This window comes from Paracoccus sp. pheM1 (assembly GCF_018499825.1).
GTDB classification, from domain to species: domain Bacteria; phylum Pseudomonadota; class Alphaproteobacteria; order Rhodobacterales; family Rhodobacteraceae; genus Paracoccus; species Paracoccus versutus.
In genome coordinates, this window is the sequence record NZ_JAGXCX010000001.1 from 1,931,526 (window position 1) to 1,951,967 (window position 20,442).

The following is a 20,442-nucleotide window of genomic DNA, read 5'->3' on the forward strand; positions in this document are numbered from 1 at the left end:
TGCGGTCACTTCTTCGCCTCCGGCGCCTTCTCGTCGCCCGGAAGCACGTATTTCGCGCCTTCCCAGGGGGACAGGAAGTCGAACTGGCGGTATTCCTGAACCAGGTTCACCGGCTCGTAGACCACCCGCTTCTCGATGTCGCTCCAGCGCACCTCGGTATAGCCGGTCGTCGGGAAGTCCTTGCGCAGCGGATGGCCGCGGAAGCCGTAGTCGGTCAGGATGCGGCGCAGGTCGGCATGGCCCGAGAACAGGATGCCGAACAGGTCGAAGACCTCGCGCTCATACCAGTTGGCGCCGGGAAAGACGCCGGTCAGGCTGGGCACCAGCTCGTCCTCGCGCACCTGGACCTTCACCCGGATGCGCTGGTTCTGATACATCGACAGCAGGTGATAGACCACGTCGAAGCGCGCCGGCCGCGCCGGGTTGTCCACCGCTGTGATGTCGATCAGCGTGGAAAAGCGGCAGTTCGGATCGTTGCGCAGGAACTCGATCAGGCCGATCACGCCCGAGAGCGTCGCGTTCACCGTCAGCTCGCCAAAGGCGACCTGGGTCGAGATCACGTCGTTCTCGCGGCGCAGCGCGATATGCTCGGCCAGTTCCAGCAGGGCGGCGTCAGAGAGGGCTTCGGACATGGCTCACCTCACCAGCGTGCCGGTGCGCCGGATGCGGCGCTGGAGTTGCAGGATGCCGTAGAGCAGCGCCTCGGCGGTCGGGGGGCAGCCGGGAACGTAGATGTCCACCGGCACGATGCGGTCGCAGCCGCGCACCACCGAATAGGAATAGTGATAGTAGCCGCCGCCGTTGGCGCAGCTGCCCATCGAGATGACATAGCGCGGCTCGGGCATCTGGTCATAGACCTTGCGCAGCGCCGGCGCCATCTTGTTGGTCAGGGTGCCCGCGACGATCATCAGGTCCGACTGCCGCGGGCTGGCGCGCGGCGCGGTGCCGAAGCGTTCCAGGTCATAGCGCGGCATCGAGGTCTGCATCATCTCGACCGCGCAGCAGGCCAGGCCGAAGGTCATCCAGTGCAGGCTGCCGTTGCGCGCCCAGTTGATGATGTCCTCGGTCGTGGTCAGCAGGAAGCCCTTGTCCTGCAATTCGCGGTTCAACTCGGCCGTGGCGACGTCACGGTCGGCGCCTGCGGTGTTCAGGCCGGTCATCACGCCCATTCCAGCGCCCCCTTCTTCCATTCATAGGCAAAACCCACGGTCAGGACGCCCAGGAACAGCATCATGCCCCAGAAGGCCACGTCCGACAGGCTGGCAAAGCTGACCGCCCAGGGGAACAGGAAAGCGACTTCCAGGTCGAAGATGATGAACAGGATCGACACCAGGTAGAAGCGCACGTCGAACTTCATCCGCGCGTCGTCGAAAGCGTTGAAGCCGCATTCATAGGCGCTGACCTTCTCCGGGTCCGGGTTGCGCACGGCGATGACCGCGGCCGCCAGAATCAGCACGATGGCAAGCGCCGAGGCCATTCCCAGAAAAACCAGGATCGGCAGGTATTCTTGCAGCAGGTATTCCACTGGGTTGGGCTCCCTTTCGCTCGCAGGAACCCGACTGGCGTCCCGCGATGGGTTTGGCTAAGGTCCGTTTATCCCCGGTCGCGGATATGGTCAACGGTGCCACCCAGCGTCAGGCCGGCTTTGCGGCACCTGCAACGCGACAAAACCGCGCGCCCCCGGCGCCGGATCACGGGGTATTTTAGTCGGTTTTTCCTGCCGATGCGAGCCCGAACCCCCTCGGCCCCGCCCGCAGGGCCGACTCGCGCCGGCAACCCCGCACCCACCCGCACCCGCGACCTGCCCGGTCCGGGCCCTGCGGCCCGCCGCACCGCCGCCGAAAACCCGGCCAGGCACAGGGAACCCGGCGGGCCATCGGGGAATTTCCCTTGGAAAGAGGCTTGCCATGACCGACATCTTCCTTCGCCGCGCCTATGACCCGCCCCCCTCGCAGGATGAGGGGCGCAAGGTGCTGGTGGACCGCATCTGGCCGCGCGGGATCAGCCGCGAGACGCTGGGGGCCGATCTGTGGCTGAAGGACATCGCCCCTTCGGACGACCTTCGCCACTGGTTCGACCACGACCCGAAGAAATGGCCCGAGTTCCGCCGCCGCTATGCCGCGGAACTGGACGCCAATCCCGAACCCCTGCGCGAGCTGCGCCAGCTGATCCGCAAGGGCCCGGTGACGCTGCTCTACGGCGCCAGGGACACCGAGCACAACAACGCCGTCGCGCTGCGCGACTACCTGGCTCAGTAGCCCAGCGTCGCCGCATCCGGCCGGCGCGGGTCCGAGGCGCCGTAAAGCGTGCCCGTCCGCGGGTCGCGCATGATCGACTGGGTCGAGCCCATCGCCTCCTTGACCGCGACGCTGTGGCCCTTGCCCTGCAGGATGCGGATGGTGTCGAGGCTGATCCCCTCCTCCAGCCGCAACTCGTCGGGCAGCCATTGGTGATGGACGCGCGGCGCGGTCGAGGCCTCGGCCACGTTCATGCCGTGGTCGATCATGTTCATGACCACCTGCAGGACCGTGGTGATGATCCGCGCCCCGCCGGGCGAGCCGGTGACAAGCCAGACCTTGCCGTCCTTCAGCACCATGGTCGGCGTCATCGACGACAACGGCCGCTTGCCCGGCTCGACCGCGTTGGCGTCGCCGCCGACCAGGCCGAAGGCGTTGGGCACGCCGGGCTTGGCCGAGAAATCGTCCATCTCGTTGTTCATCAGAACGCCCGTGCCCCCCGCCACCAGCCCCGAGCCATAGTTCAGGTTGATGGTATAGGTGTTCGAGACCGCATTGCCCTGCTTGTCCACCACCGAAAAATGCGTGGTCTGGTCGGATTCGTAGGGCGCGAGGTCCGCCGGCTTGATCATCACCGAAGGCGTGGCGAAATCGGCGCTGATCCTGCGCCGCATCTCGACCGCATAATCCTTGCTGGTCAGCGTCGCGACCGGCACGTCGACGAAATCCGGGTCGCCCAGGTATTCCGAGCGGTCGGCATAGGCCAGCTTCATCGCCTCGGCCATCAGGTGGATGGTCTCGCCGGAATTCTGCCCCAGCGCGCCGATCGGATAGCCCTCGAGCGCGTTCAGGATCTGGATCAGATGCACCCCGCCCGAGGACGGCGGCGGCATCGAGACCACCTCATGGCCGCGATAGCTGCCCCGCACCGGCTCGCGTTCGACGGGCTTGTAGGCGGCCATGTCCTCGACCGTGATCAGCCCGCCCGCCTCCTGCACGGCGCGGGCGATGGCTTCGGCCACCTCGCCCTTGTAGAAGCCGTCCGGCCCCTCGGCGGCGATCTTCTTCAGCGTCGCCGCCAGGTCGGCCTGCACCAGCCGGTCGCCGGGCCGATAGACCGCGCCGCCCTCCTTGAAGAAGATGGCGGCGCTCGAGGGGAACTTCTCCAGATGCGCGCGCTCGGCCGCGATGCTGTCGGCAAGCTCGGGGGTGACGGTGATGCCCTCCTCGGCCAGCCGGATCGCCGGGGCGATCACCTCGGCCCAGCCCATGCTGCCGTATCTGTCCAGCGCCAGCTTCATCCCCGCCACCGTCCCCGGCACGCCCGAGGCCGCGCCGCTGTAAAGCGACTTCTCGCTGTCGGCCTCGCCCGCCGCGTCCAGGAACATGTCGCGCGAGGCGCCCTGCGGCGCCATCTCGCGATAGTCGATGGCATGGGTCTGGCCGGTTTCGGCGTCATGGACCAGCATGAAGCCGCCCCCGCCGATATTGCCGGCGCGCGGCAGGGTGACGGCCAGGGCGAATGCCACCGCCACGCCCGCATCGACCGCATTGCCGCCCCTAGCCATGATGTCGCGGCCGATCTCGGCCGCCAGCCGCTCCTGCGCCGAGACCATGCCGCTTTCCGCCCAGACCGGATGGATCCGGTCCATGGCGTCGAAGATCGCAGCCTCCTGCGCCGCGACGGGCAGCCCGAGAGAGCCCGCCAGCGCGACGGCCCCCGCACGGCCCATTCCGACGATTCGATCCTTCATGGCGCCCTCCGCTCAACCCTTGCGGGTCGAGCCTAGCAGCAGAACGGCGCGGATCAAAAAGCGAAAACCGCGGCGCTGCGCCAGCGTCCCGCTCGCGTCATGGGTATTTGAAGAACAAAGAAGACCCGTGCAGCGCCCGATTTCCAGCGCAATCGCCGCTTCTTCGTTGCTCAAATACCCATGACGCAACCGCGCAGCCGGGCGTCTTAGCCGGCCTTCTTCGCCTTGGCCGCAGCCGGCTTCCTGGCGGCGGTCTTCTTTTCGGTGGGCTTTTTCGCGGCAGCCTTCTTCGCCGGCTTCTTGCCGGATTTCGCGGCCTTCTCGGCAATCAACTCCAGCGCGCGCTCCAGCGTGACCGCGCCGGGCTCCAGGTCGCGGGGCAGCGTCGCATTGACCTTGCCCCATTTGACATAGGGGCCATAGCGGCCGCTCATCACCTGCACCGGCCCGCCCTCGGGATGCTCGCCCAGTTCCGCCAGCGGCGCGGCGGCAGCCGCCCTGCCCCGCACCTGCTTGGAGGCCAGCACCTCGACCGCGCGGTTCATGCCGATGGTGAAGACCTCGTCCACCTCCGGCAGGTTGGCGTATTTCGCGCCATGCTTCACATAGGGGCCATAGCGGCCGATCCCGGCCTCGACCGGCACGCCGTCTTCGGGGTGCGGGCCGATCTCGCGCGGCAGGGCCAGAAGCGCCAGCGCCCGTTCCAGATCGACCGAGGCCAGGTCCCAGCCCTTGGGGATCGAGGCACGCGGCGGCTTCGGCTGTTCGGCCGTGGCCTCGCCGCGCTGGACGTAAGGCCCGAAGCGGCCGTTCTTCAGGCTGATCTGGTCGCCATTGTCCACGCCGAGCACGGTGTCGCCCACCACCTCGGCATCCGGCGAGCTGATCGGACGGGTAAAGCGGCAATCGGGATAGTTCGTGCAGCCGATGAAGGCCCCGCCCGAACGCGCCGTCTTCAGATGCAGCCGCCCCTTGTGGCAGAGCGGGCATTCGCGCGGGTCCGAGCCGTCGGGACGCGGCGGGTAGAGATGCGGCGCCAGCGCCTCGTCGATCGCCTCCAGCACCTCGGTGATGCGCAGCTCGGACGTGCCCTCCAGCGCGGCGGTGAAATCCCGCCAGAAACGGCGCAGCACCTCGCGATAGGCGCGCTCGCCCGAGGAGATGTCGTCGAGCTCCCCCTCGAGATTGGCGGTGAAGTCGTAGCTGACGTAGCGCGGGAAGTATTTCTGCAGGAAGATGGTGACCAGCCGGCCCTTGTCCTCGGGGATCAGGCGGTTCTGCTCCTTGCGGACATAGTCGCGGTCCTGGATCGTGCCGATGATCGAGGCATAGGTCGAGGGACGGCCGATCCCCAGCTCTTCCATGCGCTTGACCAGCGTGGCCTCGGTATAGCGCGGGGGGGCCTGGGTGAAATGCTGCTCGGGCGTGACCGCGCGCTTCTCGGCCGCCTCGCCCTCGTGAATCAGCGGCAGGCGGCGGCTGTCCTCGTCCTCCTCGTCGTCGCGGCCCTGGTCATAGACCCGCAGAAAACCGTCGAACAGCATCACCTGGCCGTTGGCGCGCAGGCCGACCTGGCCGTCGGCCGAGGCGATCTCGACCGTGGTGCGCTCCATGCGCGCCGATTCCATCTGGCTGGCGAGCGTCCGCTTCCAGATCAGGTCGTAAAGCGCCTTCTGGTCCTTGTCCGAAACCGGCAGCCTGTCGGGCGACAGCATCATGTCGGTCGGCCGGATGCATTCATGCGCCTCCTGCGCATTCTTGGCCTTGTTCTTGTACATGCGCGGCGATTTCGGCAGGTATTCCGCCCCGAAGCGCGCCTTGATCGCGTCGCGCGCCGCCATCACCGCCTCGGGCGCCATGTCGATGCCGTCGGTCCGCATATAGGTGATGTGCCCGGCCTCGTAGAGGCGCTGCGCCGCCGACATGCAGGCCCGCGCGCCAAGGCCCAGCTTGCGGCTGGCCTCCTGCTGCAGGGTCGAGGTCATGAAGGGCGGCCAGGGATTGCGGCTCGCCGGCTTGGCGGCGACGCTGGCGACCCTGAGATCGCGCGAGGCGATGGCGGCCACGGCCAGCTGCGCCTGCTCCTCGGTGGCGATGTCGAAGCGTTCCAGCTTCTTGCCGCCGAAGACGGTCATCGCCGCGTCGTATTCGTCGCCGCGCGGCGTCGCCAGCCGGGCATGGACCGACCAGTATTCGCGCGGCCTGAAGGCCTCGATCTCCATCTCGCGGTCGACGATGATGCGCAAGGCGACCGATTGCACCCGGCCCGCCGACTTGGCGCCCGGCAGCTTGCGCCACAGGACCGGCGACAGGTTGAAGCCGACCAGATAGTCCAGCGCCCGGCGCGCCAGATAGGCATCGACCAGCGGCTGGTCGATCTGGCGCGGCCGCGCCATGGCCTCGGTCACGGCATTCTTGGTGATGGCGTTGAAGGTGACGCGGCTGACCTCGGCGCCCTTCCTCAGGGCCGGCGCCAGCGTTTCCAGCAGGTGCCAGGAAATCGCCTCGCCCTCGCGGTCGGGGTCGGTGGCCAGGATCAGGTTCGGGTCCGAGGCCAGCGCGTCCCGGATCGCCTTGACGTGCTTTTTCGATTCCGCGGCGACTTCCCATTTCATGGCGAAATCCGCCTCGGGATCGACGCTGCCATCCTTGGGCGGCAGGTCGCGCACATGCCCGAACGAGGCCAGAACCGTATAGTCGTCGCCCAGGTATTTGTTGATCGTTTTGGCCTTGGCCGGAGATTCAACGACGACGACGGGCATGAAGATTCCTTCGCTTGATTCGGCGCCGGAACATGGGCATCGCCCGGCGAACTGTCAACGCCGGGCTTCTTCCGTGTCCAAATATCCTGGGGGGAACGCCTCATGCGCCCCATCGGGGGGCGCCTGAGGCGTGGGGGGCAAAGCCCCCCGCGCGACGCTCAGATGCCGTCGCCCACGAACGCCTTCTCGACCACGAACTCCTTGGGATCGCTGTTCGCGCCCTCGCGCAGGCCGAACCCTTCCAGCACCGCCTTGACATCGGTGTTGAAGGCCAGGCTGCCGCAGATCATGGCGCGGTCATTTGCCGCATCCATCGGCGGCAGGTTCAGATCCCGGAACACCTTGCCCGAGGTCAGGTTGTCGGTGATCCGGCCCATGTATTGCGTCTCTTCCCGCGTCGTCGTCGGGTAATACAGCAGCCGGCTGGCGAATTCCTCGCCGTAAAGCTCGCCCAGCAGCGGGTCACGCTTCAGGTTCTCGACCAGTTCGCGGCCATAGGCCAGCTCGTCGGCGGTGCGGCAGGTATGCATCATCACCACCTGCTCGTAGCGCTCATAGGTCTCGGGGTCGCGCATCAGGCTGGCGAAGGGCGCGATGCCGGTGCCGGTGGCCAGGAACCACATGCGCTTGCCGGGCAGGAGCGCGTCCAGCACCAGCGTGCCCACGGGCTTGGGGCGCAGGATGATCTGGTCGCCCGGCTGGATGTTCTGCAGCCGCGAGGTCAGCGGCCCGTCCGGCACCTTGATCGAATAGAACTCCAGCTCCTCGTCCCAGTTGGGCGAGGCGATGGAATAGGCGCGCAGGATCGGCTTGCCGTTGTCGTCCGGCAGGCCGATCATCACGAATTCGCCCGAACGGAAGCGCAGGCTGGCCGGCCGCGTCACCCGGAACGAGAACAGCCGGTCCGTCCAGTGCCTGACCGAGGTCACGGTCTGGGCGTCGGGCAACGTCTTGGCGGGTTTGGCGGCGAGGTCCACGGAAAGATCCAGTGTCATGTTCGGGATTCCCGGTCTATCTAATGCATGGGAGGGCGGGGCGAAACCCCAGGTTTCAGCCGGCGAGCCGCGACCGATGGTCCCAGTCGCGCCAATCGGCGCGATAGAGCCATTGGTCCTGCGGCTGGCGCTCGGCCAGGGCGGCGGGGATCTGCACCTCGTCGAAGCCGACGCGGCGGGCCATGGCATATTGGTCCGAGATCAGCTTGCCGACCGCGCGCAGCCGGCCCTTGTAGCCCTTCTGGCGCAGGAGGCGGGCCAGCGAGAAGCCGCGTCCGTCGGTCATGGCCGGGAAGTCGATGGCGATCAGGTCATGTGCCAGATAGGCCTCGAGATCGGCCGGCTTCGTATCGGGCGCCAGGGTGACGGGCTCGGCTCCGTCATGGGGGTGGAAGCCGTCATCGCGGACCAGAAAGAAATCGCTCATGCCTTCGCTCCTGTGCGGACCATGCGCCCGCCGATGAAATGGATGCCGCATTCGGTCTTCTGGCTGCCCCGCCAGCGACCGGCGCGCGGGTCTTCGCCGGGCTTGACCGGCGAGGTGCAGGGCGCGCAGCCGATCGAGGCATAGCCCCTGGCGACCAGCGGGTGACGCGGCAGGTTGTTCTCGGCCATGTAGTCCTGGACGTCCTGCGGACGCCAATGGGCCAGCGGGTTGATGCGCAGCCGCGACGGCGGCTCGGATTCGAAGAACTCCAGCTGCTGGCGCTCGCCGCCCTGGAAGCGCTTGCGGCCGGTGATCCAGGCATCGAACCTTGCCAGCTCGCGTTCCAGCGGCACGGTCTTGCGGAAATCGCAGCAGGCGTCGGTGTTGAACTGGTGCAGCGTCCCGTCCGGGTCGTTCAGCGCCACCTCGCGCTCGGTGGCGCGGATCACCCGCACATCGGTCAGCTTCAGCCTTTCCGTCACCTCAAGCTGATAGTCCAGCGTCTCCTGGAACAGCATCATCGTGTCGATGAACAGCACCGGCGTCCCCGGCGCCACCACCGAGACCATGTGCAACAGCACCACCGATTCCGCCCCGAAAGACGAGACCAGCGTGGTCGAGCCCAGGTCGGGGTCGCGCAGCGCACGCCGCAGCACCTCGGTCGCGGCGTGATGGCGATAGCGGTCGTTCAGCCGCGCGGCGCGGGCATCCAGCGTCTGATCAAGCATCGGCCGGATACAGCGCCGCCTTGAACGGAGCCACCCCCAGACGGCGATAGGCGTCGATGAAGCGTTCCTCGGGCGATTCGCGCAGTTCCAGATAGGCGTCGACCAGCCGGTCGATGGCCGGCACCACCTCGTCGGCCGGGAAGCCGGCACCGGCGCGCTGGCCCAGCGTCGGGGTCTCGTAGCCGTCGCCGCCCAGCGTGATCTGGTAGTTCTCGACCCCCGCCCGGTCCAGGCCCAGGATGCCGATATGGCCCAGGTGGTGATGGCCGCAGGCGTTGATGCAGCCCGAGATGCGGATCTTCATCTCGCCGATCTCGTCCTCCAGGCCGCGGGCGCGGAAATGCGCGGCGATGTCCTGCGCGATCGGGATCGAGCGCGCGGTGGCCAGGGTGCAGTAGTCCATGCCCGGGCAAGAGATGATGTCGGTGATCTTGCCGAAATTCGCCGTGGCCAGCCCGACCGCGCGCAGCGCCTCGTAGATCTCGGGCAGGTCGGCCTTGCGCACATGGGGCAGGACCAGGTTCTGGTCGTGGTTCACCCGGATGTCGCCATGGGCCAGCCGCTCGGCCAGGTCGGCCACCAGCCGCATCTGCTCGGCGCTCATGTCGCCCGGCGTGGCACCCGGCGCCTTCAGCGTGACGATGACGCTGGCATAGCCCGGAATGCGGTGCGGATGCAGGTTGGTGTCGGTCCAGGACCGGAAGGCGCCGTTCGCCGCCCGCGCCGCCTCATAGCCCTCGACCGGGGCGTCGAGAAATTCCGGCGGCGCGAACTGGGCGCGCAGGTCGTTCAGGATCTCCTGGTCCAGCCCCGAGAACTGCTGGCGGCGGTGCTTGAACTCTTCCTCGACATCGGCGCGGAACACGTCAAGACCGCGCTCGTTCACGGTGATCTTGATCCGTGCCTTCCACTTGTTGTCGCGCCGCCCGGTCAGGTTGTAGACCGACAGGATCGCCTCCAGATAGGGCAGCAGGTCGGCCTGCGGCAGGAATTCGCGGATCACCTGGCCCAGGTAGGGCGTGCGGCCCAGCCCGCCGCCGACCCAGACCTGGAAGCCGCGCTGGCCGTCCTTCTCGACGATGCGCAGCCCGATGTCATAGGCCGAGACCGCCGAGCGGTCCTGCTTGCCGGCCGAGACCGAGATCTTGAACTTGCGCGGCAGGAACTGGAATTCGGCATGGTCGGTGGACCAGATGCGGATCAGCTCGGCCCAGGGACGCGGATCCTCCAGCTCGTCGGCGGCGGCGCCGGCAAAGGCGTCGGCATTGACGTTGCGGATGGTGTTGCCCGAGGTCTGGATGCTGTGGATGCCGACCGAATTTAGCGCCTCCATGGAATCGGGGATGTCGACCAGCTTGTGCCAGTGGAACTGGATATTGGTGCGGGTGGTGAAATGGCCGTAGCCGCGGTCCCAGCGCTCGGCCACATGGCCCAGCATGCGCATCTGGTCCGGGGTCAGCGCGCCATAGGGGATCGCCACCCGATACATGTAGGAATGCAGTTGCAGGTAGACGCCGTTCTTCAGCCGCAGCGGCCGGAATTCCTCTTCGGTCAGGCTGCCGTCCAGGCGGCGCTCGACCTGGCGGCGGAACTGCTGGGTGCGGTGGCGCAGGTATTCGCGATGCTGGTCGTTGTGCTGGGGACGTGCGTCAAACATTGCTGGCCTCGAACTCGGCTTGCTTGAAATGGCGATGGGTGGGGCCGCTGCGGCGGAACGCCTCGCGGAAATGGGCCGGCTCGGGCCGGCCGTCGGCCCCACGCTTCGCTTCGACCAGATAGGGGCCGACGACGAGATGGGCCTGAGAGGTCGCGTCGAGCAGCGCCAGCTCGGCGATGGCCTCGTCCTCGAACAGCTCGGCCTCGCGCGGGTCTGCGGTCCACTTGCCGTCACGCATCCACACGCAATGGCCCATGCGCAGGTCATTCGCGGTGATGACGCCGGGGGTCGCGGGGGATGGGGTGAAGCCTTTGGACATGGCCTTTGCCTTTCGTTTCCTCTGGCATCTATATAGAAAAAAATCCCCCATATTGACGAGTGGGGCGGAAAAATAAGAAACATCTCCGCATGTCAGCGGCACAGCAAGGACCAGGTTTCACGATGAGCGACAACAGGCAAACTCCCATCCGGCTCGACGACACCGACCGCAAAATCCTGTCCCTGCTGCAAGAGGACGCCACGCTGTCGCTCGACGACATCGCGGCGCGGGTGGGGGCCTCGAAGACCCCGGTCTGGAACCGGATTCGCAAGCTGCGCGAGGCGGGGGTGATCCGCGGCCAGGTGGCCCTGCTCGACCCCGATGCGCTGGGGCTCGACGCCTGCTTCTTCGTGCTCATCCGCACCAGCGAACACGACCCGGAATGGGCGCGCCGCTTCCTGGCCGCGGTGCGCGCCCGCCCCGAGGTGATCGAGGCGCACCGGCTGGCCGGCGACATCGACTATATCCTGAAGGTGCGGGTGCGCAATGCGCGGGCCTATGACCGCTTCTACCAGGCGCTGATTTCCGAGGTGAGGATCCACAACGTCACGGCGCTTCTCTCGATGGAGGAGCTGAAGGCGACCACGGCGCTACCCCTCGACTGACCGGCGCGAGCGGCGCGGTCGCGGGAGTATTTTCAGAACGGAGAAACGCTCAGCACAGCGCCCCAAGCGCCCTGGGCAGGGCCTCGGCCAGGGCGGCCATCTCCGGCTCCGGGCCGCAGGAGACGCGGATACAGCGATCCATCGGCGCGACGCCCGGCATGCGCACGAAGATGCCCTCCTGCGCCAGCGCCTCCAGCAGGGCGCGGGCGAAGGCGCCGTCGCGGCCGCAGTCGATGGCGACGAAATTCGTGGCCGAGGGCAGCGCCGCCAGCCCGTTCTCGCGCGCGATCGCAGCGATGCGCGCGCGGGCGGCGGCGGTTTCGGCCAGGACATGGGCCAGCCAGTCCGCGTCCCCCAGCGCGGCCAGCGCGCCGGCCTGGGCGATGCGGCCGATGCCGAAATGGTTGCGGATGCGGTCGAAGCCGGCGATCAGCTCCGCCGGGCCGATGGCATAGCCGATCCGCGCCCCCGCCATGGCATGGGCCTTGGAAAAGGTGCGGAACCGGATCACCCGCCCGTCCTCGGCATCGATGCGGGGGATGGCGTCGGCGGGGGCGAATTCGGCATAGGCCTCGTCCAGCACCAGCAGGCTCGTCTCGGGCAGGGCGTCCAGCATGGCCTCGATGCGGCGGCCGGGATGCCAGCTGCCCATCGGGTTGTCCGGGTTCGCCAGATAGACCAGCCGCGCGCCATGGCGATGCGCGGCCGCGGCCAGCGCCTCGGGGTCTTCGGCATCGTCGCGATAAGGCACCTTGACCAGCCGGCCGCCAAAGCCCGCCACGTGATAGTTGAAGGTCGGATAGGCGCCGTCCGAACTGACCACCACCTCGCCCGGCGCCACCATCAGCCGCACGAGCAGCCCCAGGAGCCCGTCGATCCCCTCGCCGACCATGATGTTCTCGGGCCCGACGCCGTGATGCGCGGCCAGCGCATGGCGCAGGTCGTGGCTGTCGGGGTCGCCGTATTTCCAGGCTTCCGCCACCGCCCGCGCCATGGCCGCCACCGCCTGGGGCGAGGGGCCGAAGCCGTTCTCGTTGGCGCCCAGCCTGGCGCGGAAGGGCGCGCCGCGGCGGCGCTCCAGCGCCTCGGGGCCGGTGAAGGGGACCGTCGCAGGCAGCGCGGCGGGAATGGGGGCAAAGCGAAAGCGCGTCATGGCGCCACAGAAACCCCAAACCCCGCCCCCGCGCAAGGGCGCGCCCGCCTGCCGGCTTCTTTCGTGTTCAAATATCCTGGGGGGCGAGGAGCGCCCGGAAAAAGGTCCCCCGGGGGCTGTTGAAAAAGTTGTTTCAGGCTGCCGCCGGGTTTGGTCGGACTGCGCGCATTTCGATGATCGAACAGAGCAACAGCATCATTGCGGCTGCCAGTTTCTTGAGGTTCATGGCGATGGCCGTCAGGAGGGCCTGTATCCTCATGTTCTCGAGCCCCCTGCGGATGGCTCTGGCAAGTCCGTGGAGCGTCTTGGCGGTGCCGTGGGTGCCTTCGACGCGCCAGCGATGCCGGGTGTATATCGCATGGCCGTCCTTTCCCCATGCCAGCCGTTTGCGTCGAGCGCGCAAGATGGCCGCGTGGTTTGTCACGATATGCACCCTGCGGGATGGCGCGCCCCGGGGCAGGCATTGCGCCTTGAGAGGACAGCGCGCGCAGTCATGCCGGTCGGCGCGATACCATTGCCCGGATTTTGTGACGTTTCTCGGGGTCAGCCGCCTCCTCGCCGGACACCGGACCACATCATGATGGGGATCGAACTTGAACCGCTCGGTCGGAAAGCCCTGCGCCCCCTTGCGACGGGGGGCACGAAGAGGCGGGATGACGGCTGCTATCCTGCGGTCTTCAAGGGCGGCGTAAATCCGGCCAATGCCATAGAGCCTGTCCGCCGTGATCCGGCCCGGGGTAACTCCAAGGGTCGCTTCGATCGCTTCCAGGCGCTCGTCGAACCGGCCCGTGTCATGTTCTTCGCCGGTCACAATCTCCACATCGACGACGACGCCCGCAAAATCGTCAACGGCCGTGTGCTGCTTGTAGGCCGGGCGCAGCGGCGCCTTGGAGGATGTAGCCATGGTCGCGTCCGGGTCTGTGCGGCAGAGCTTCTTGAACTTGCCGCTCGTGCGCGCGTCCCGCTCGGCGCCATTGGCGTCGTCGTGGGCGGCCTCGACCGCATCCAGATGGCGCGAAACCAGTGCGTCCATGCTGACATTCGCCCGGATCAGGCTGGCGTCAATGTGGACGGTTTCAGTCGAAATCAGGCCCGCCGCCTGGCACTGTCGCACGACATGTATGAAGATCTGGCGGAAAACATCTGCGCCCCAACGCTGCCGGATGCGCGTCAGCGAGGAGTGATCCGGCAAGGCCTCGTGCAAGGCGTAACCGACGAACCAGCGGATCGCGAGATTGACCTGCGCTTCACGCATCAGCCGCCGGTCTTGAACGATCCCAAGCAGGAAACCCGCCAGCATCAGCCGCATGGCTACCTCGGGATCGATACCGGAACGGCCATTGTCGGCACAATAGAGATCGGCCACTTCAGCGCGCAGCCATCCAAGATCAAGAACCTGATCGACCCTCACCAGCACATGGTCATCAGGGATCAGCCCCCGCAGCGACCCCGTGATGAAAAGCTCCTGTTGCCCGCGTTCTTTCCGACCCAGCATCGCTGCCCCAATATCTCTGTTCAGCCAAGTGAATCAGAGACATCGGACTTCTTCAACAGCCCCCACCGGACCTTTTTCAGCGACGAGCGGGGCGAAGCCCCATGGTGCCGCAGGCGCGGCGACGCCAAGACTCGCTAGAACGCCTTGAAGGTGATCGTCGTCAGCGTCCGCACGATATGCGGGATGTCGAACAGCTTTTCGGACAGGTAATGCCCGACATCCTGGTCCTCGGGCACATAGATCTTGGCCAGAAGGTCGTAATCGCCCGAGGTCGAGTAAAGCTCACTGACGATCTCGCGGTCATAGATCGCGTCGGCGACCTCGTAGGTCTTGCCGGGCGAACAACGGAACTGGACGAAAACCGGGCGCATGGCGAACCTCTCGATCTCTTGCGGCGCCAGACTAGACCGCGCGCGCCTCGCGGGTCCAGTCCCCGCGCGCAAGCCCGCGCCAGAAGCGGCGCATCAGCAGCACCGCGGCCAGGCTGAGGCCCGCGACCAGCCCCAGCCACAGGCCGGCCGGGCCGATCCCGGCGACGAAGGCCAGCCCGTAGGCCACCGGGATGCCGACCAGCCAATAGCTGACCGCCGCGATCACCATGGGCACGCGCGTGTCCTGCACCCCGCGCAGCAGCCCCAGCCCGATCACCTGCATCGCATCCATCAGCTGGAACAGCCCGGCATAGAACAGCAGCCCCGCCGCGATCTCGACGATGGCCGGGGTCTCGGGGTGGGAGGCGTCCAGGTAAAGCCCGACCAGCTGGCGCGGGAACAGCTCGAAAGCCGCCACCGCCAGCGCGGCGATCACCACCGAGACCGCCGTCACCGTCACCCCCGCGTCGCGCATCCAGCGGGCGTCGCCGCGGCCCTTGGCCTGGCCGATGCGCACGGTGGCCGCGTTCGACATGCCCAGGTGCAGCATGAAGGTCAGCGAGGCGAGCTGCAGCGCGATCCCGTGCGCCGCCAGCTCGCGCGTGCCGATCCAGCCCATCATCACGTTCGAGCCGACGAAAAGCCCGCCCTCGGCCACCATGGTCAGCCCGATCGGCAGGCCCAGCACGAAGACCGCCCGCATCCCCGCCCAGTCGGGGCGCCAGAACCGCCGGAACAGCTGGTATTTGCGCGCGGCAGGCAGCCAGGCCGCATAGGCGGCGATCGCCAGAAGCTGCGAAAACTGCACCGCGATGGCGGCGATGGCGGCGCCGCGCACCCCCAGTTCCGGCGCGCCCAGATTGCCGAAGATCAGCAGCCAGTTCAGCACGATCACCAGCGGCAGCCCCGCCAGCGTGATCCACAGCACCACCTGTGGCCGCTCCATCGCCGCCAGGTAGCTGTTCAGCGTCAGCTGGCACAGCACGGCGATCAGGCCGAAGCCGGCGATGCGCAGGTAGTCCTGCGCCAGCCGCGCCACCACCGGCTCCTGCCCGATGGCCAGCAGGATCGGCTCGGAATGCCACATGGCCGGGACCACCGCCACGGCGAAGGCCAAAGACAGCCACAGCGCCATCCGGGCCGAGCGGCGCACCTCGACCTCGTCGCCCCGCGCGATGGCGGTGGCGATCAGCCCCATGACGCCGATGCCGAAGCCCATGCCCAGGAAGAACAGGATGTTGAAGAAGGACACCGCGATGACCAGCGCCGCCAGTTCCTCGACCCCATACCAGCCGACCATGACGGTATCGGCGACATGGATGGCCATGCGGGCCAGGTGGCTGCCGACCAGCGGCAGGCCGAGCGCGAGCGTCGCGCGCAGATGGGGGGCGTAGCGATTGGACGTCATGCCCCTGCCTTATCCTTGGGCAAGGGCTGCGGCAAGGCGTCGCGCCGGGTCGCGTCTCAGGGCCGGATCTCGACCTCGGTGCCGATGCGGGCATGGGCGAAGATCTCGGCGATCTCGGCATTGTCGACGGCGATGCAGCCGGCGGTCCAGTCGCCCTTGACCCGAAAGCCCTCGGGCACCTGGTTCGGCTGGCCGTGGATCATGATGTCGCCGCCGGGGCTGACGCCCAGGGCGCGCGCCGCCTCGCGGTGGCGGGGCTGCGGATAGTCGATGCCCAGCGACAGGTGATAGGCGCTTTGCCGGTTCAGCCGGTCGATGCGAAAGATGCCCTCGGGCGTGCGGCCGTCGCCCTCGCGGCTCTTGTCGCCCTGGGGTGAAAAGCCCAGCGCGATGCGAAAGGTCCGGGGCGGCCCGCTTTCCTGATACACCGTCATGCGGCGGGCGGATTTCTCGACCAGGATGCGCTCGACCGGCGAGGCGATGGGCGCCTCGGGCCGCAGGGGCGGGCGTTGGAAGATCGGCGGCAGCGTGATGCGCGGCAGCCGGAACTCGGGCAGGCGCAGATCGGGCAGTCCCGGCCAGTGCCAGCCCGCCGCCGGCGGCTGCGGCACCGGGACGGGCGCGGGCTGCGGCGCCCAAAGCAGCCACAGCCCCCCAAGGACCGCCGCCAGGCACAGCGCCGAGAAGATCCCGCCCAGCCGCCTCATTGCAGGTCGCGAAACGCCTCTTGCAGCCGCGCCACCGCCTCGGCCACGCGGGCGCGGGGCGTGGCGATGTTGAAGCGCAGGAAGTCCTCGCCTCCCGTGCCGAAGGTGCCGCCGTGGTTGGCAGCGATACGCGCGCCCTGCTCGACCCGCCGGGTGAACTCGGCCCGCTCCATGCCGGTGCCCGAGAAATCGACCCAGGCCAGGTAGGTCGCCTGCAAGGGCATCGAGCGGATGCCGGGGATCGCGTTCACGCCCTCGTCGAACAGCCGCCGGTTGCCGTCCAGATAGGCCACCAGCGCATCGACCCAGGCCGCGCCCTCGGGCGAATAGGCGGCGGCGACCATGCCCGGCCCGAACAGGCCGGGCGAGATGCCCAGCGCCATCAGCCGGCCCTGCAGGCGCTTGCGCAGCCCCTCGTCGGCGACGATCAGGTTGCCGATATGGGCGCCGGCGATGTTGAAGGTCTTGGTGGCGGCGGTCAGCGTCACCAGCCGCGGCGCGGCCTCGGGCACGACGGTCGCCAGCACGCGATGGCGCGGGCTGCCGGGCATGACCAGGTCGTGGTGGATTTCGTCCGAGACCAGGATCAGGTCATGGGCGGCGCAGAAATCGGCGACCTGGCGCAGTTCCTCGGCGCTCCAGATCCTTCCGCCGGGGTTATGCGGCGAACACAGGATCAGCATCCGCTCGCGCCCGGTCAGCAGGCGCTGCCAGCCCTCCCAGTCCATGCGATACTGGCCGTCCTGGATGGCCAGCGGGAACTCGGCCACCTCGCGGCCCGAGGCGCGGATGACGCGGGCGAAGGCGTGATAGACCGGGGTCATGACGATCACCCGGTCGCCCGGCTGGGTGAAGGCATCGACGCAGATCGCCGTGCCGTTCACCAGCCCATGCGCCGAGAGGATCCATTCCGGCTCGACCTGCCAGCCGTGGCGGCTGTCCATCCACCAGCGGATCGCCCCGACATAGTCCGGGTTGGCGCCGGGATAGCCATAGACCCCATGCGCGGCCATCGCCTCGACCGCGCGCTGCACCGGGACCGGCGGGCGGAAGTCCATGTCCGCGACCCACATCGCGATCCCGTCGCCGGGCGAGACGCCGTAGATCGCCTGCATGTCGTCCCATTTCGAGCAATGGGTGCCGGTGCGGTCGATGATCTCGTCGAAGTCGGGCTGGGCCATGGTTTCCCCTTGTTTTCCGTTCGGGCGCTTTCTGTTCGGGGCAGCATAGCGGCTTGTTGCGCAAGGCCAAGGCTTGCCCTAGATCACGGGCATGACATTGCGCAGCATCATCCTCCATCCCGATCCGCGGCTGAAGAAGCCCTGCGAGCCCGTGGCCCGCATCACCCCCGAGATCGAGACCCTGGCCGCAGACATGCTGGCCACCATGTACGACGCGCCGGGCGTGGGCCTGGCCGCGCCGCAGGTGGGCGTGCTGTCGCGGCTTTACGTCATGGATTGCGAAAAGGATCCCGAGGCGCCGCGCAACCCCATCGTCATGGTCAACCCCGAGATCACCTGGCGTTCCGAGACGCTGAACACCTATGAGGAGGGCTGCCTGTCGATCCCCGAGCAATATGCCGACGTGACCCGCCCGGCCGAGGTCAAGGTGCGCTGGCTGGGCCTGGACGGCAAGACGCATGAGCGCGATTTCGAGGGGCTCTGGGCCACCTGCGCCCAGCACGAGATCGACCACCTCGACGGCAAGCTGTTCATCGACTATCTCGGCCCGATCAAGCGGCAGATGATCACCCGCAAGATGGTCAAGCTGAAACGCGAGCGCGCGCGTGCCTGAGCCCCTGTCGGGCGAGGATGCCGCGCAGGCGTCCCAGGGCCCCGATCCGGCCCGGCTTGCCGCGCAGGGGCGCATCCGCCCGATCCTGATCCACCCCGACCCGGCGCTGCGCCGCATCTGCGCGCCGGTCGGGCGGCTGGGCTGGGACGAAGTCTCGCAGTTGGCGGCCGACCTGCTGGCGACCATGTATCACGCCGGCGGCCGCGGCCTTGCCGCGCCGCAGATCGGCGAGGGCTGGCGCATCTTCGTCATGGACCACGGCTGGAAGGAGGGCGCTCCCCTGCCCCGCGTGGTCATGGACCCCGAGATCCTGGCCCTGGGCGGCGAGGTCGAGACGATCGAGGAAGCCTGCCTTTCGATCCCCGGCCGGCCGGTCGCGGTGACGCGGCCGGTCACGATCTCGATGCGCTGCTTCGACCTGACGGGGGCGATGCAAGTCCTGACCCTGGCCGGGATCGAGGCCCGCATCGCCCAGCACGAGGCCGACCACCTGGACGGCCGGCTGATCCTCGATGCGCTGGAAGGCCCCGAGGATTCCGGCGGGCGCTGAGCCATCCCGTCGGGCGCCAGGCCGGGGCAGACCGCCGGGCGGCGCTGTTCATGCTCTCCGAAATCCCGTGCCTTCCCGCCGGGCCTGGCCGGCCGCTGGCGCTTGCCCATGCGCGACGGCACGAACCTGACGGCCGGCCCATGCCCGGCACGGGCGGCTTTCGGCCGGATTTACCTTCGCCCGCCGCCGTGATAGCCGGGCGGGCATTCCTGACAAGGCCGCCCGATGACCGTCCGCCCCTTCCTGCCCTATGCCGACCGCCGGCTGCACATCCCGGCCCAGCCGGTCCCCGCGATCACCGAGACCGTGCGGATGATCTGGGACGACATGATCGACACGATGGAGGCGATGCCCGGCGTCGGCCTGGCCGCGCCGCAGATCGGCATCATGCAGCGGCTGGCGGTGGTGGACGCATCCGAAAAGCGCGGCCAGGCGGTGCGCATGGCCAATCCCGAAGTGCTGCACGCCAGCGTGCAGCTGCGCCCGCATGAGGAGGCCAGCCCGAACCTGCCCGGCGTCTCGGCCCGGATCGAGCGGCCGCGCGCCGTCACCGTGCGCTTCCTGAACGCCCAGGGCGAGATCGAGGAACGGGATTTCGTCGGCCTCTGGGCGACCTCGGTGCAGCACCAGATCGACCACCTGGACGGGCGGCTCTATGTCGATCACCTCTCGCCCCTGCGCCGCAAGATGCTGGTGGCGAAATCGGCCAAGCTGTCGCGGCGATGACGAAGGCGTGGGGCGGGCTGCACCCCGCTGCGCCCCGCTTCGGGCGTGGGAATGCCTGCAAGGCCGCATGAATATTGGGAAACGGTGAAGGCGCCTCGCAGGCCCCCGCAGGTGACGGCTCCGGGTGGCGAAGAACGGTCGGCGCTGATCCATGGGCTTCGCCAGCTGGTGAAGGCGGTTCTGGGCTTCGGTCGTATCGGGCTCGACCCTGAGGCTGATCCCTGTCCTGGAGGAACCCCCTCTCTGACCCCATATTTCATTCTGCCTGAGACGACTGACTGGTGATTGGTCCTGGCAAGTCGAAGGCGGGGCGGTCCCGCCGCGACGCCGATCCAGCAGGCGAAGATCGGCACGGCCGCGCTTGTCGGTCGTGTTGCAAGCGGCGACAGCCTCCCACCCATTACAGGGCCCCGCGCGTGTTCGGGCGGCGCTGGGGCGGGCTGGGCCCTTGCGCATCCTTTTCAACGCTCGGGAATAGTGCGCGGCCGGACGAGTATTTGTGGAACGAAGAAACACAGGCCCGCGCCATGGTTCGCGCGGCCGCCTTCTTTCCGTTTTCCAAATAGCCAGGCGACGCTTCCCTGGGTCGCGGCCGTCGCCGTTGGACGGCGACGGTGCCCTGTGCCCGTGCGGCAGGCGTGCGGGTGCCGGCGCCCCGTAGCGCCAGCCGGAAACGGGAACCCGCTGGCGAAGGGAAGCGCTTTTCTTTGCCGCGGCCCGCCCTTAACCTTGGCCCGGAACGGAGGGGCGGGGC

The 20,442-nt window shown here is 68.0% G+C and carries 22 protein-coding genes; 5 read left to right on the forward strand and 17 right to left on the reverse strand.

Going from position 1 to position 20,442, the window contains the following annotated elements; translation table 11 throughout:
• Positions 1 to 5: 5 nt before the first annotated feature.
• The 3 genes from KF941_RS09900 to KF941_RS09910 are packed head-to-tail and all read right to left on the reverse strand — an operon-like array spanning position 6 to position 1,525.
• Complete coding sequence (locus KF941_RS09900) at positions 6 to 632, reverse strand: NADH-quinone oxidoreductase subunit C (protein WP_036751406.1); 627 nt, start codon at positions 630 to 632, stop codon at positions 6 to 8.
• A 3-nt stretch (positions 633 to 635) separates the two neighbouring features.
• The gene (locus tag KF941_RS09905) at positions 636 to 1,169 is read right to left on the reverse strand and encodes an NADH-quinone oxidoreductase subunit B (protein WP_024843170.1); all 534 of its coding nucleotides are present in this window, start codon (positions 1,167 to 1,169) and stop codon (positions 636 to 638) included.
• Positions 1,160 to 1,525, reverse strand: a complete 366-nt coding sequence (locus KF941_RS09910) for an NADH-quinone oxidoreductase subunit A (RefSeq protein WP_036751408.1) — start codon at positions 1,523 to 1,525, stop codon at positions 1,160 to 1,162. Before KF941_RS09910 ends, KF941_RS09905 begins: the two co-directional genes overlap by 10 nt.
• A gap of 382 nt (positions 1,526 to 1,907) precedes the next feature.
• Here KF941_RS09910 and KF941_RS09915 point away from each other — a divergent pair, with 382 nt between their 5' ends.
• Positions 1,908 to 2,258, forward strand: a complete 351-nt coding sequence (locus KF941_RS09915; protein WP_036751410.1) for a DUF488 domain-containing protein — start codon at positions 1,908 to 1,910, stop codon at positions 2,256 to 2,258.
• On the opposite strand, the gene ggt is transcribed toward KF941_RS09915, so the two are convergent.
• The 8 genes from ggt to KF941_RS09955 form a co-directional block, all read right to left on the reverse strand.
• Positions 2,252 to 3,991, reverse strand: coding sequence for a gamma-glutamyltransferase (gene ggt / locus KF941_RS09920; RefSeq protein ID WP_214273238.1), 1,740 nt, complete (start codon positions 3,989 to 3,991; stop codon positions 2,252 to 2,254). The genes KF941_RS09915 and ggt overlap by 7 nt on opposite strands.
• Positions 3,992 to 4,003: 12 nt before the next feature.
• Positions 4,004 to 4,165: a hypothetical protein gene (locus tag KF941_RS09925; RefSeq protein WP_214273239.1), complete on the reverse strand. Its 162-nt coding sequence runs from the start codon at positions 4,163 to 4,165 to the stop codon at positions 4,004 to 4,006.
• 32 nt (positions 4,166 to 4,197) lie between these two features.
• Positions 4,198 to 6,753, reverse strand: a complete 2,556-nt coding sequence (gene topA / locus KF941_RS09930) for a type I DNA topoisomerase (protein ID WP_214273240.1) — start codon at positions 6,751 to 6,753, stop codon at positions 4,198 to 4,200.
• A 158-nt stretch (positions 6,754 to 6,911) separates the two neighbouring features.
• Positions 6,912 to 7,748 (reverse strand): ferredoxin--NADP reductase, encoded by an 837-nt coding sequence (locus KF941_RS09935; protein WP_214273241.1) that lies wholly within the window; start codon positions 7,746 to 7,748, stop codon positions 6,912 to 6,914.
• Between the two features lie 55 nt (positions 7,749 to 7,803).
• On the reverse strand, positions 7,804 to 8,175 hold the full coding sequence (locus KF941_RS09940; protein ID WP_036760208.1) for a DUF934 domain-containing protein: 372 nt from the start codon (positions 8,173 to 8,175) through the stop codon (positions 7,804 to 7,806).
• Entirely contained in the window at positions 8,172 to 8,903 is a 732-nt protein-coding gene (locus KF941_RS09945) for a phosphoadenylyl-sulfate reductase (protein ID WP_036760210.1), read from the reverse strand. Before KF941_RS09945 ends, KF941_RS09940 begins: the two co-directional genes overlap by 4 nt.
• Positions 8,896 to 10,560, reverse strand: a complete 1,665-nt coding sequence (locus KF941_RS09950) for a nitrite/sulfite reductase (protein ID WP_036760212.1) — start codon at positions 10,558 to 10,560, stop codon at positions 8,896 to 8,898. Before KF941_RS09950 ends, KF941_RS09945 begins: the two co-directional genes overlap by 8 nt.
• Complete coding sequence (locus KF941_RS09955; RefSeq protein ID WP_072460978.1) at positions 10,553 to 10,879, reverse strand: DUF2849 domain-containing protein; 327 nt, start codon at positions 10,877 to 10,879, stop codon at positions 10,553 to 10,555. The genes KF941_RS09950 and KF941_RS09955 overlap by 8 nt, the downstream gene beginning before the upstream one ends.
• Before the next feature lie 122 nt (positions 10,880 to 11,001).
• Here KF941_RS09955 and KF941_RS09960 point away from each other — a divergent pair, with 122 nt between their 5' ends.
• A complete protein-coding gene (locus KF941_RS09960) occupies positions 11,002 to 11,484 on the forward strand; it encodes an Lrp/AsnC family transcriptional regulator (RefSeq protein ID WP_036760216.1) in 483 nt (160 codons plus the stop codon).
• 49 nt (positions 11,485 to 11,533) lie between these two features.
• Here the strand turns inward: KF941_RS09960 and KF941_RS09965 are convergent, their stop codons facing one another.
• The 6 genes from KF941_RS09965 to KF941_RS09990 all read right to left on the reverse strand — a co-directional run bounded on the left by KF941_RS09965 (position 11,534) and on the right by KF941_RS09990 (position 17,799).
• On the reverse strand, positions 11,534 to 12,637 hold the full coding sequence (locus KF941_RS09965) for a pyridoxal phosphate-dependent aminotransferase (RefSeq protein WP_214273242.1): 1,104 nt from the start codon (positions 12,635 to 12,637) through the stop codon (positions 11,534 to 11,536).
• 133 nt (positions 12,638 to 12,770) lie between these two features.
• Complete coding sequence (locus KF941_RS09970; protein WP_214272908.1) at positions 12,771 to 14,132, reverse strand: transposase; 1,362 nt, start codon at positions 14,130 to 14,132, stop codon at positions 12,771 to 12,773.
• Positions 14,133 to 14,266: 134 nt separating this feature from the next.
• A complete protein-coding gene (locus KF941_RS09975) occupies positions 14,267 to 14,503 on the reverse strand; it encodes an Lrp/AsnC ligand binding domain-containing protein (protein WP_028713408.1) in 237 nt (78 codons plus the stop codon).
• A gap of 31 nt (positions 14,504 to 14,534) precedes the next feature.
• A complete protein-coding gene (locus KF941_RS09980; RefSeq protein WP_116222963.1) occupies positions 14,535 to 15,911 on the reverse strand; it encodes an MATE family efflux transporter in 1,377 nt (458 codons plus the stop codon).
• Positions 15,912 to 15,967: 56 nt separating this feature from the next.
• On the reverse strand, positions 15,968 to 16,618 hold the full coding sequence (locus tag KF941_RS09985; protein WP_214273243.1) for a L,D-transpeptidase family protein: 651 nt from the start codon (positions 16,616 to 16,618) through the stop codon (positions 15,968 to 15,970).
• Positions 16,615 to 17,799, reverse strand: coding sequence for a MalY/PatB family protein (locus KF941_RS09990; RefSeq protein WP_214273244.1), 1,185 nt, complete (start codon positions 17,797 to 17,799; stop codon positions 16,615 to 16,617). Before KF941_RS09990 ends, KF941_RS09985 begins: the two co-directional genes overlap by 4 nt.
• Positions 17,800 to 17,890: 91 nt before the next feature.
• Here KF941_RS09990 and def (KF941_RS09995) point away from each other — a divergent pair, with 91 nt between their 5' ends.
• The 3 genes from def (KF941_RS09995) to def (KF941_RS10005) all read left to right on the forward strand — a co-directional run bounded on the left by def (KF941_RS09995) (position 17,891) and on the right by def (KF941_RS10005) (position 19,688).
• A complete protein-coding gene (def, locus tag KF941_RS09995; RefSeq protein WP_214273245.1) occupies positions 17,891 to 18,412 on the forward strand; it encodes a peptide deformylase in 522 nt (173 codons plus the stop codon).
• Positions 18,405 to 18,962, forward strand: coding sequence for a peptide deformylase (locus KF941_RS10000; protein ID WP_214273246.1), 558 nt, complete (start codon positions 18,405 to 18,407; stop codon positions 18,960 to 18,962). Before def (KF941_RS09995) ends, KF941_RS10000 begins: the two co-directional genes overlap by 8 nt.
• A gap of 225 nt (positions 18,963 to 19,187) precedes the next feature.
• On the forward strand, positions 19,188 to 19,688 hold the full coding sequence (gene def, locus KF941_RS10005) for a peptide deformylase (protein WP_214273247.1): 501 nt from the start codon (positions 19,188 to 19,190) through the stop codon (positions 19,686 to 19,688).
• Positions 19,689 to 20,442: the final 754 nt, after the last annotated feature.

What these genes read in the sequence shown, in the direction of transcription:
- KF941_RS09900 (WP_036751406.1), bottom strand. Translation starts at nt 632, where the DNA reads ATGTCCGAAGCCCTCTCTGACGCCGCCCTGCTGGAACTGGCCGAGCAT.
- KF941_RS09905 (WP_024843170.1), bottom strand. Translation starts at nt 1,169, where the DNA reads ATGGGCGTGATGACCGGCCTGAACACCGCAGGCGCCGACCGTGACGTC.
- KF941_RS09915 (WP_036751410.1), top strand. Translation starts at nt 1,908, where the DNA reads ATGACCGACATCTTCCTTCGCCGCGCCTATGACCCGCCCCCCTCGCAG.
- ggt (WP_214273238.1), bottom strand. Translation starts at nt 3,991, where the DNA reads ATGAAGGATCGAATCGTCGGAATGGGCCGTGCGGGGGCCGTCGCGCTG.
- topA (WP_214273240.1), bottom strand. Translation starts at nt 6,753, where the DNA reads ATGCCCGTCGTCGTCGTTGAATCTCCGGCCAAGGCCAAAACGATCAAC.
- KF941_RS09935 (WP_214273241.1), bottom strand. Translation starts at nt 7,748, where the DNA reads ATGACACTGGATCTTTCCGTGGACCTCGCCGCCAAACCCGCCAAGACG.
- KF941_RS09940 (WP_036760208.1), bottom strand. Translation starts at nt 8,175, where the DNA reads ATGAGCGATTTCTTTCTGGTCCGCGATGACGGCTTCCACCCCCATGAC.
- KF941_RS09945 (WP_036760210.1), bottom strand. Translation starts at nt 8,903, where the DNA reads ATGCTTGATCAGACGCTGGATGCCCGCGCCGCGCGGCTGAACGACCGC.
- KF941_RS09950 (WP_036760212.1), bottom strand. Translation starts at nt 10,560, where the DNA reads ATGTTTGACGCACGTCCCCAGCACAACGACCAGCATCGCGAATACCTG.
- KF941_RS09955 (WP_072460978.1), bottom strand. Translation starts at nt 10,879, where the DNA reads ATGTCCAAAGGCTTCACCCCATCCCCCGCGACCCCCGGCGTCATCACC.
- KF941_RS09960 (WP_036760216.1), top strand. Translation starts at nt 11,002, where the DNA reads ATGAGCGACAACAGGCAAACTCCCATCCGGCTCGACGACACCGACCGC.
- KF941_RS09965 (WP_214273242.1), bottom strand. Translation starts at nt 12,637, where the DNA reads ATGACGCGCTTTCGCTTTGCCCCCATTCCCGCCGCGCTGCCTGCGACG.
- KF941_RS09970 (WP_214272908.1), bottom strand. Translation starts at nt 14,132, where the DNA reads ATGCTGGGTCGGAAAGAACGCGGGCAACAGGAGCTTTTCATCACGGGG.
- KF941_RS09975 (WP_028713408.1), bottom strand. Translation starts at nt 14,503, where the DNA reads ATGCGCCCGGTTTTCGTCCAGTTCCGTTGTTCGCCCGGCAAGACCTAC.
- KF941_RS09980 (WP_116222963.1), bottom strand. Translation starts at nt 15,911, where the DNA reads ATGACGTCCAATCGCTACGCCCCCCATCTGCGCGCGACGCTCGCGCTC.
- KF941_RS09985 (WP_214273243.1), bottom strand. Translation starts at nt 16,618, where the DNA reads ATGAGGCGGCTGGGCGGGATCTTCTCGGCGCTGTGCCTGGCGGCGGTC.
- KF941_RS09990 (WP_214273244.1), bottom strand. Translation starts at nt 17,799, where the DNA reads ATGGCCCAGCCCGACTTCGACGAGATCATCGACCGCACCGGCACCCAT.
- def (WP_214273245.1), top strand. Translation starts at nt 17,891, where the DNA reads ATGACATTGCGCAGCATCATCCTCCATCCCGATCCGCGGCTGAAGAAG.
- def (WP_214273247.1), top strand. Translation starts at nt 19,188, where the DNA reads ATGACCGTCCGCCCCTTCCTGCCCTATGCCGACCGCCGGCTGCACATC.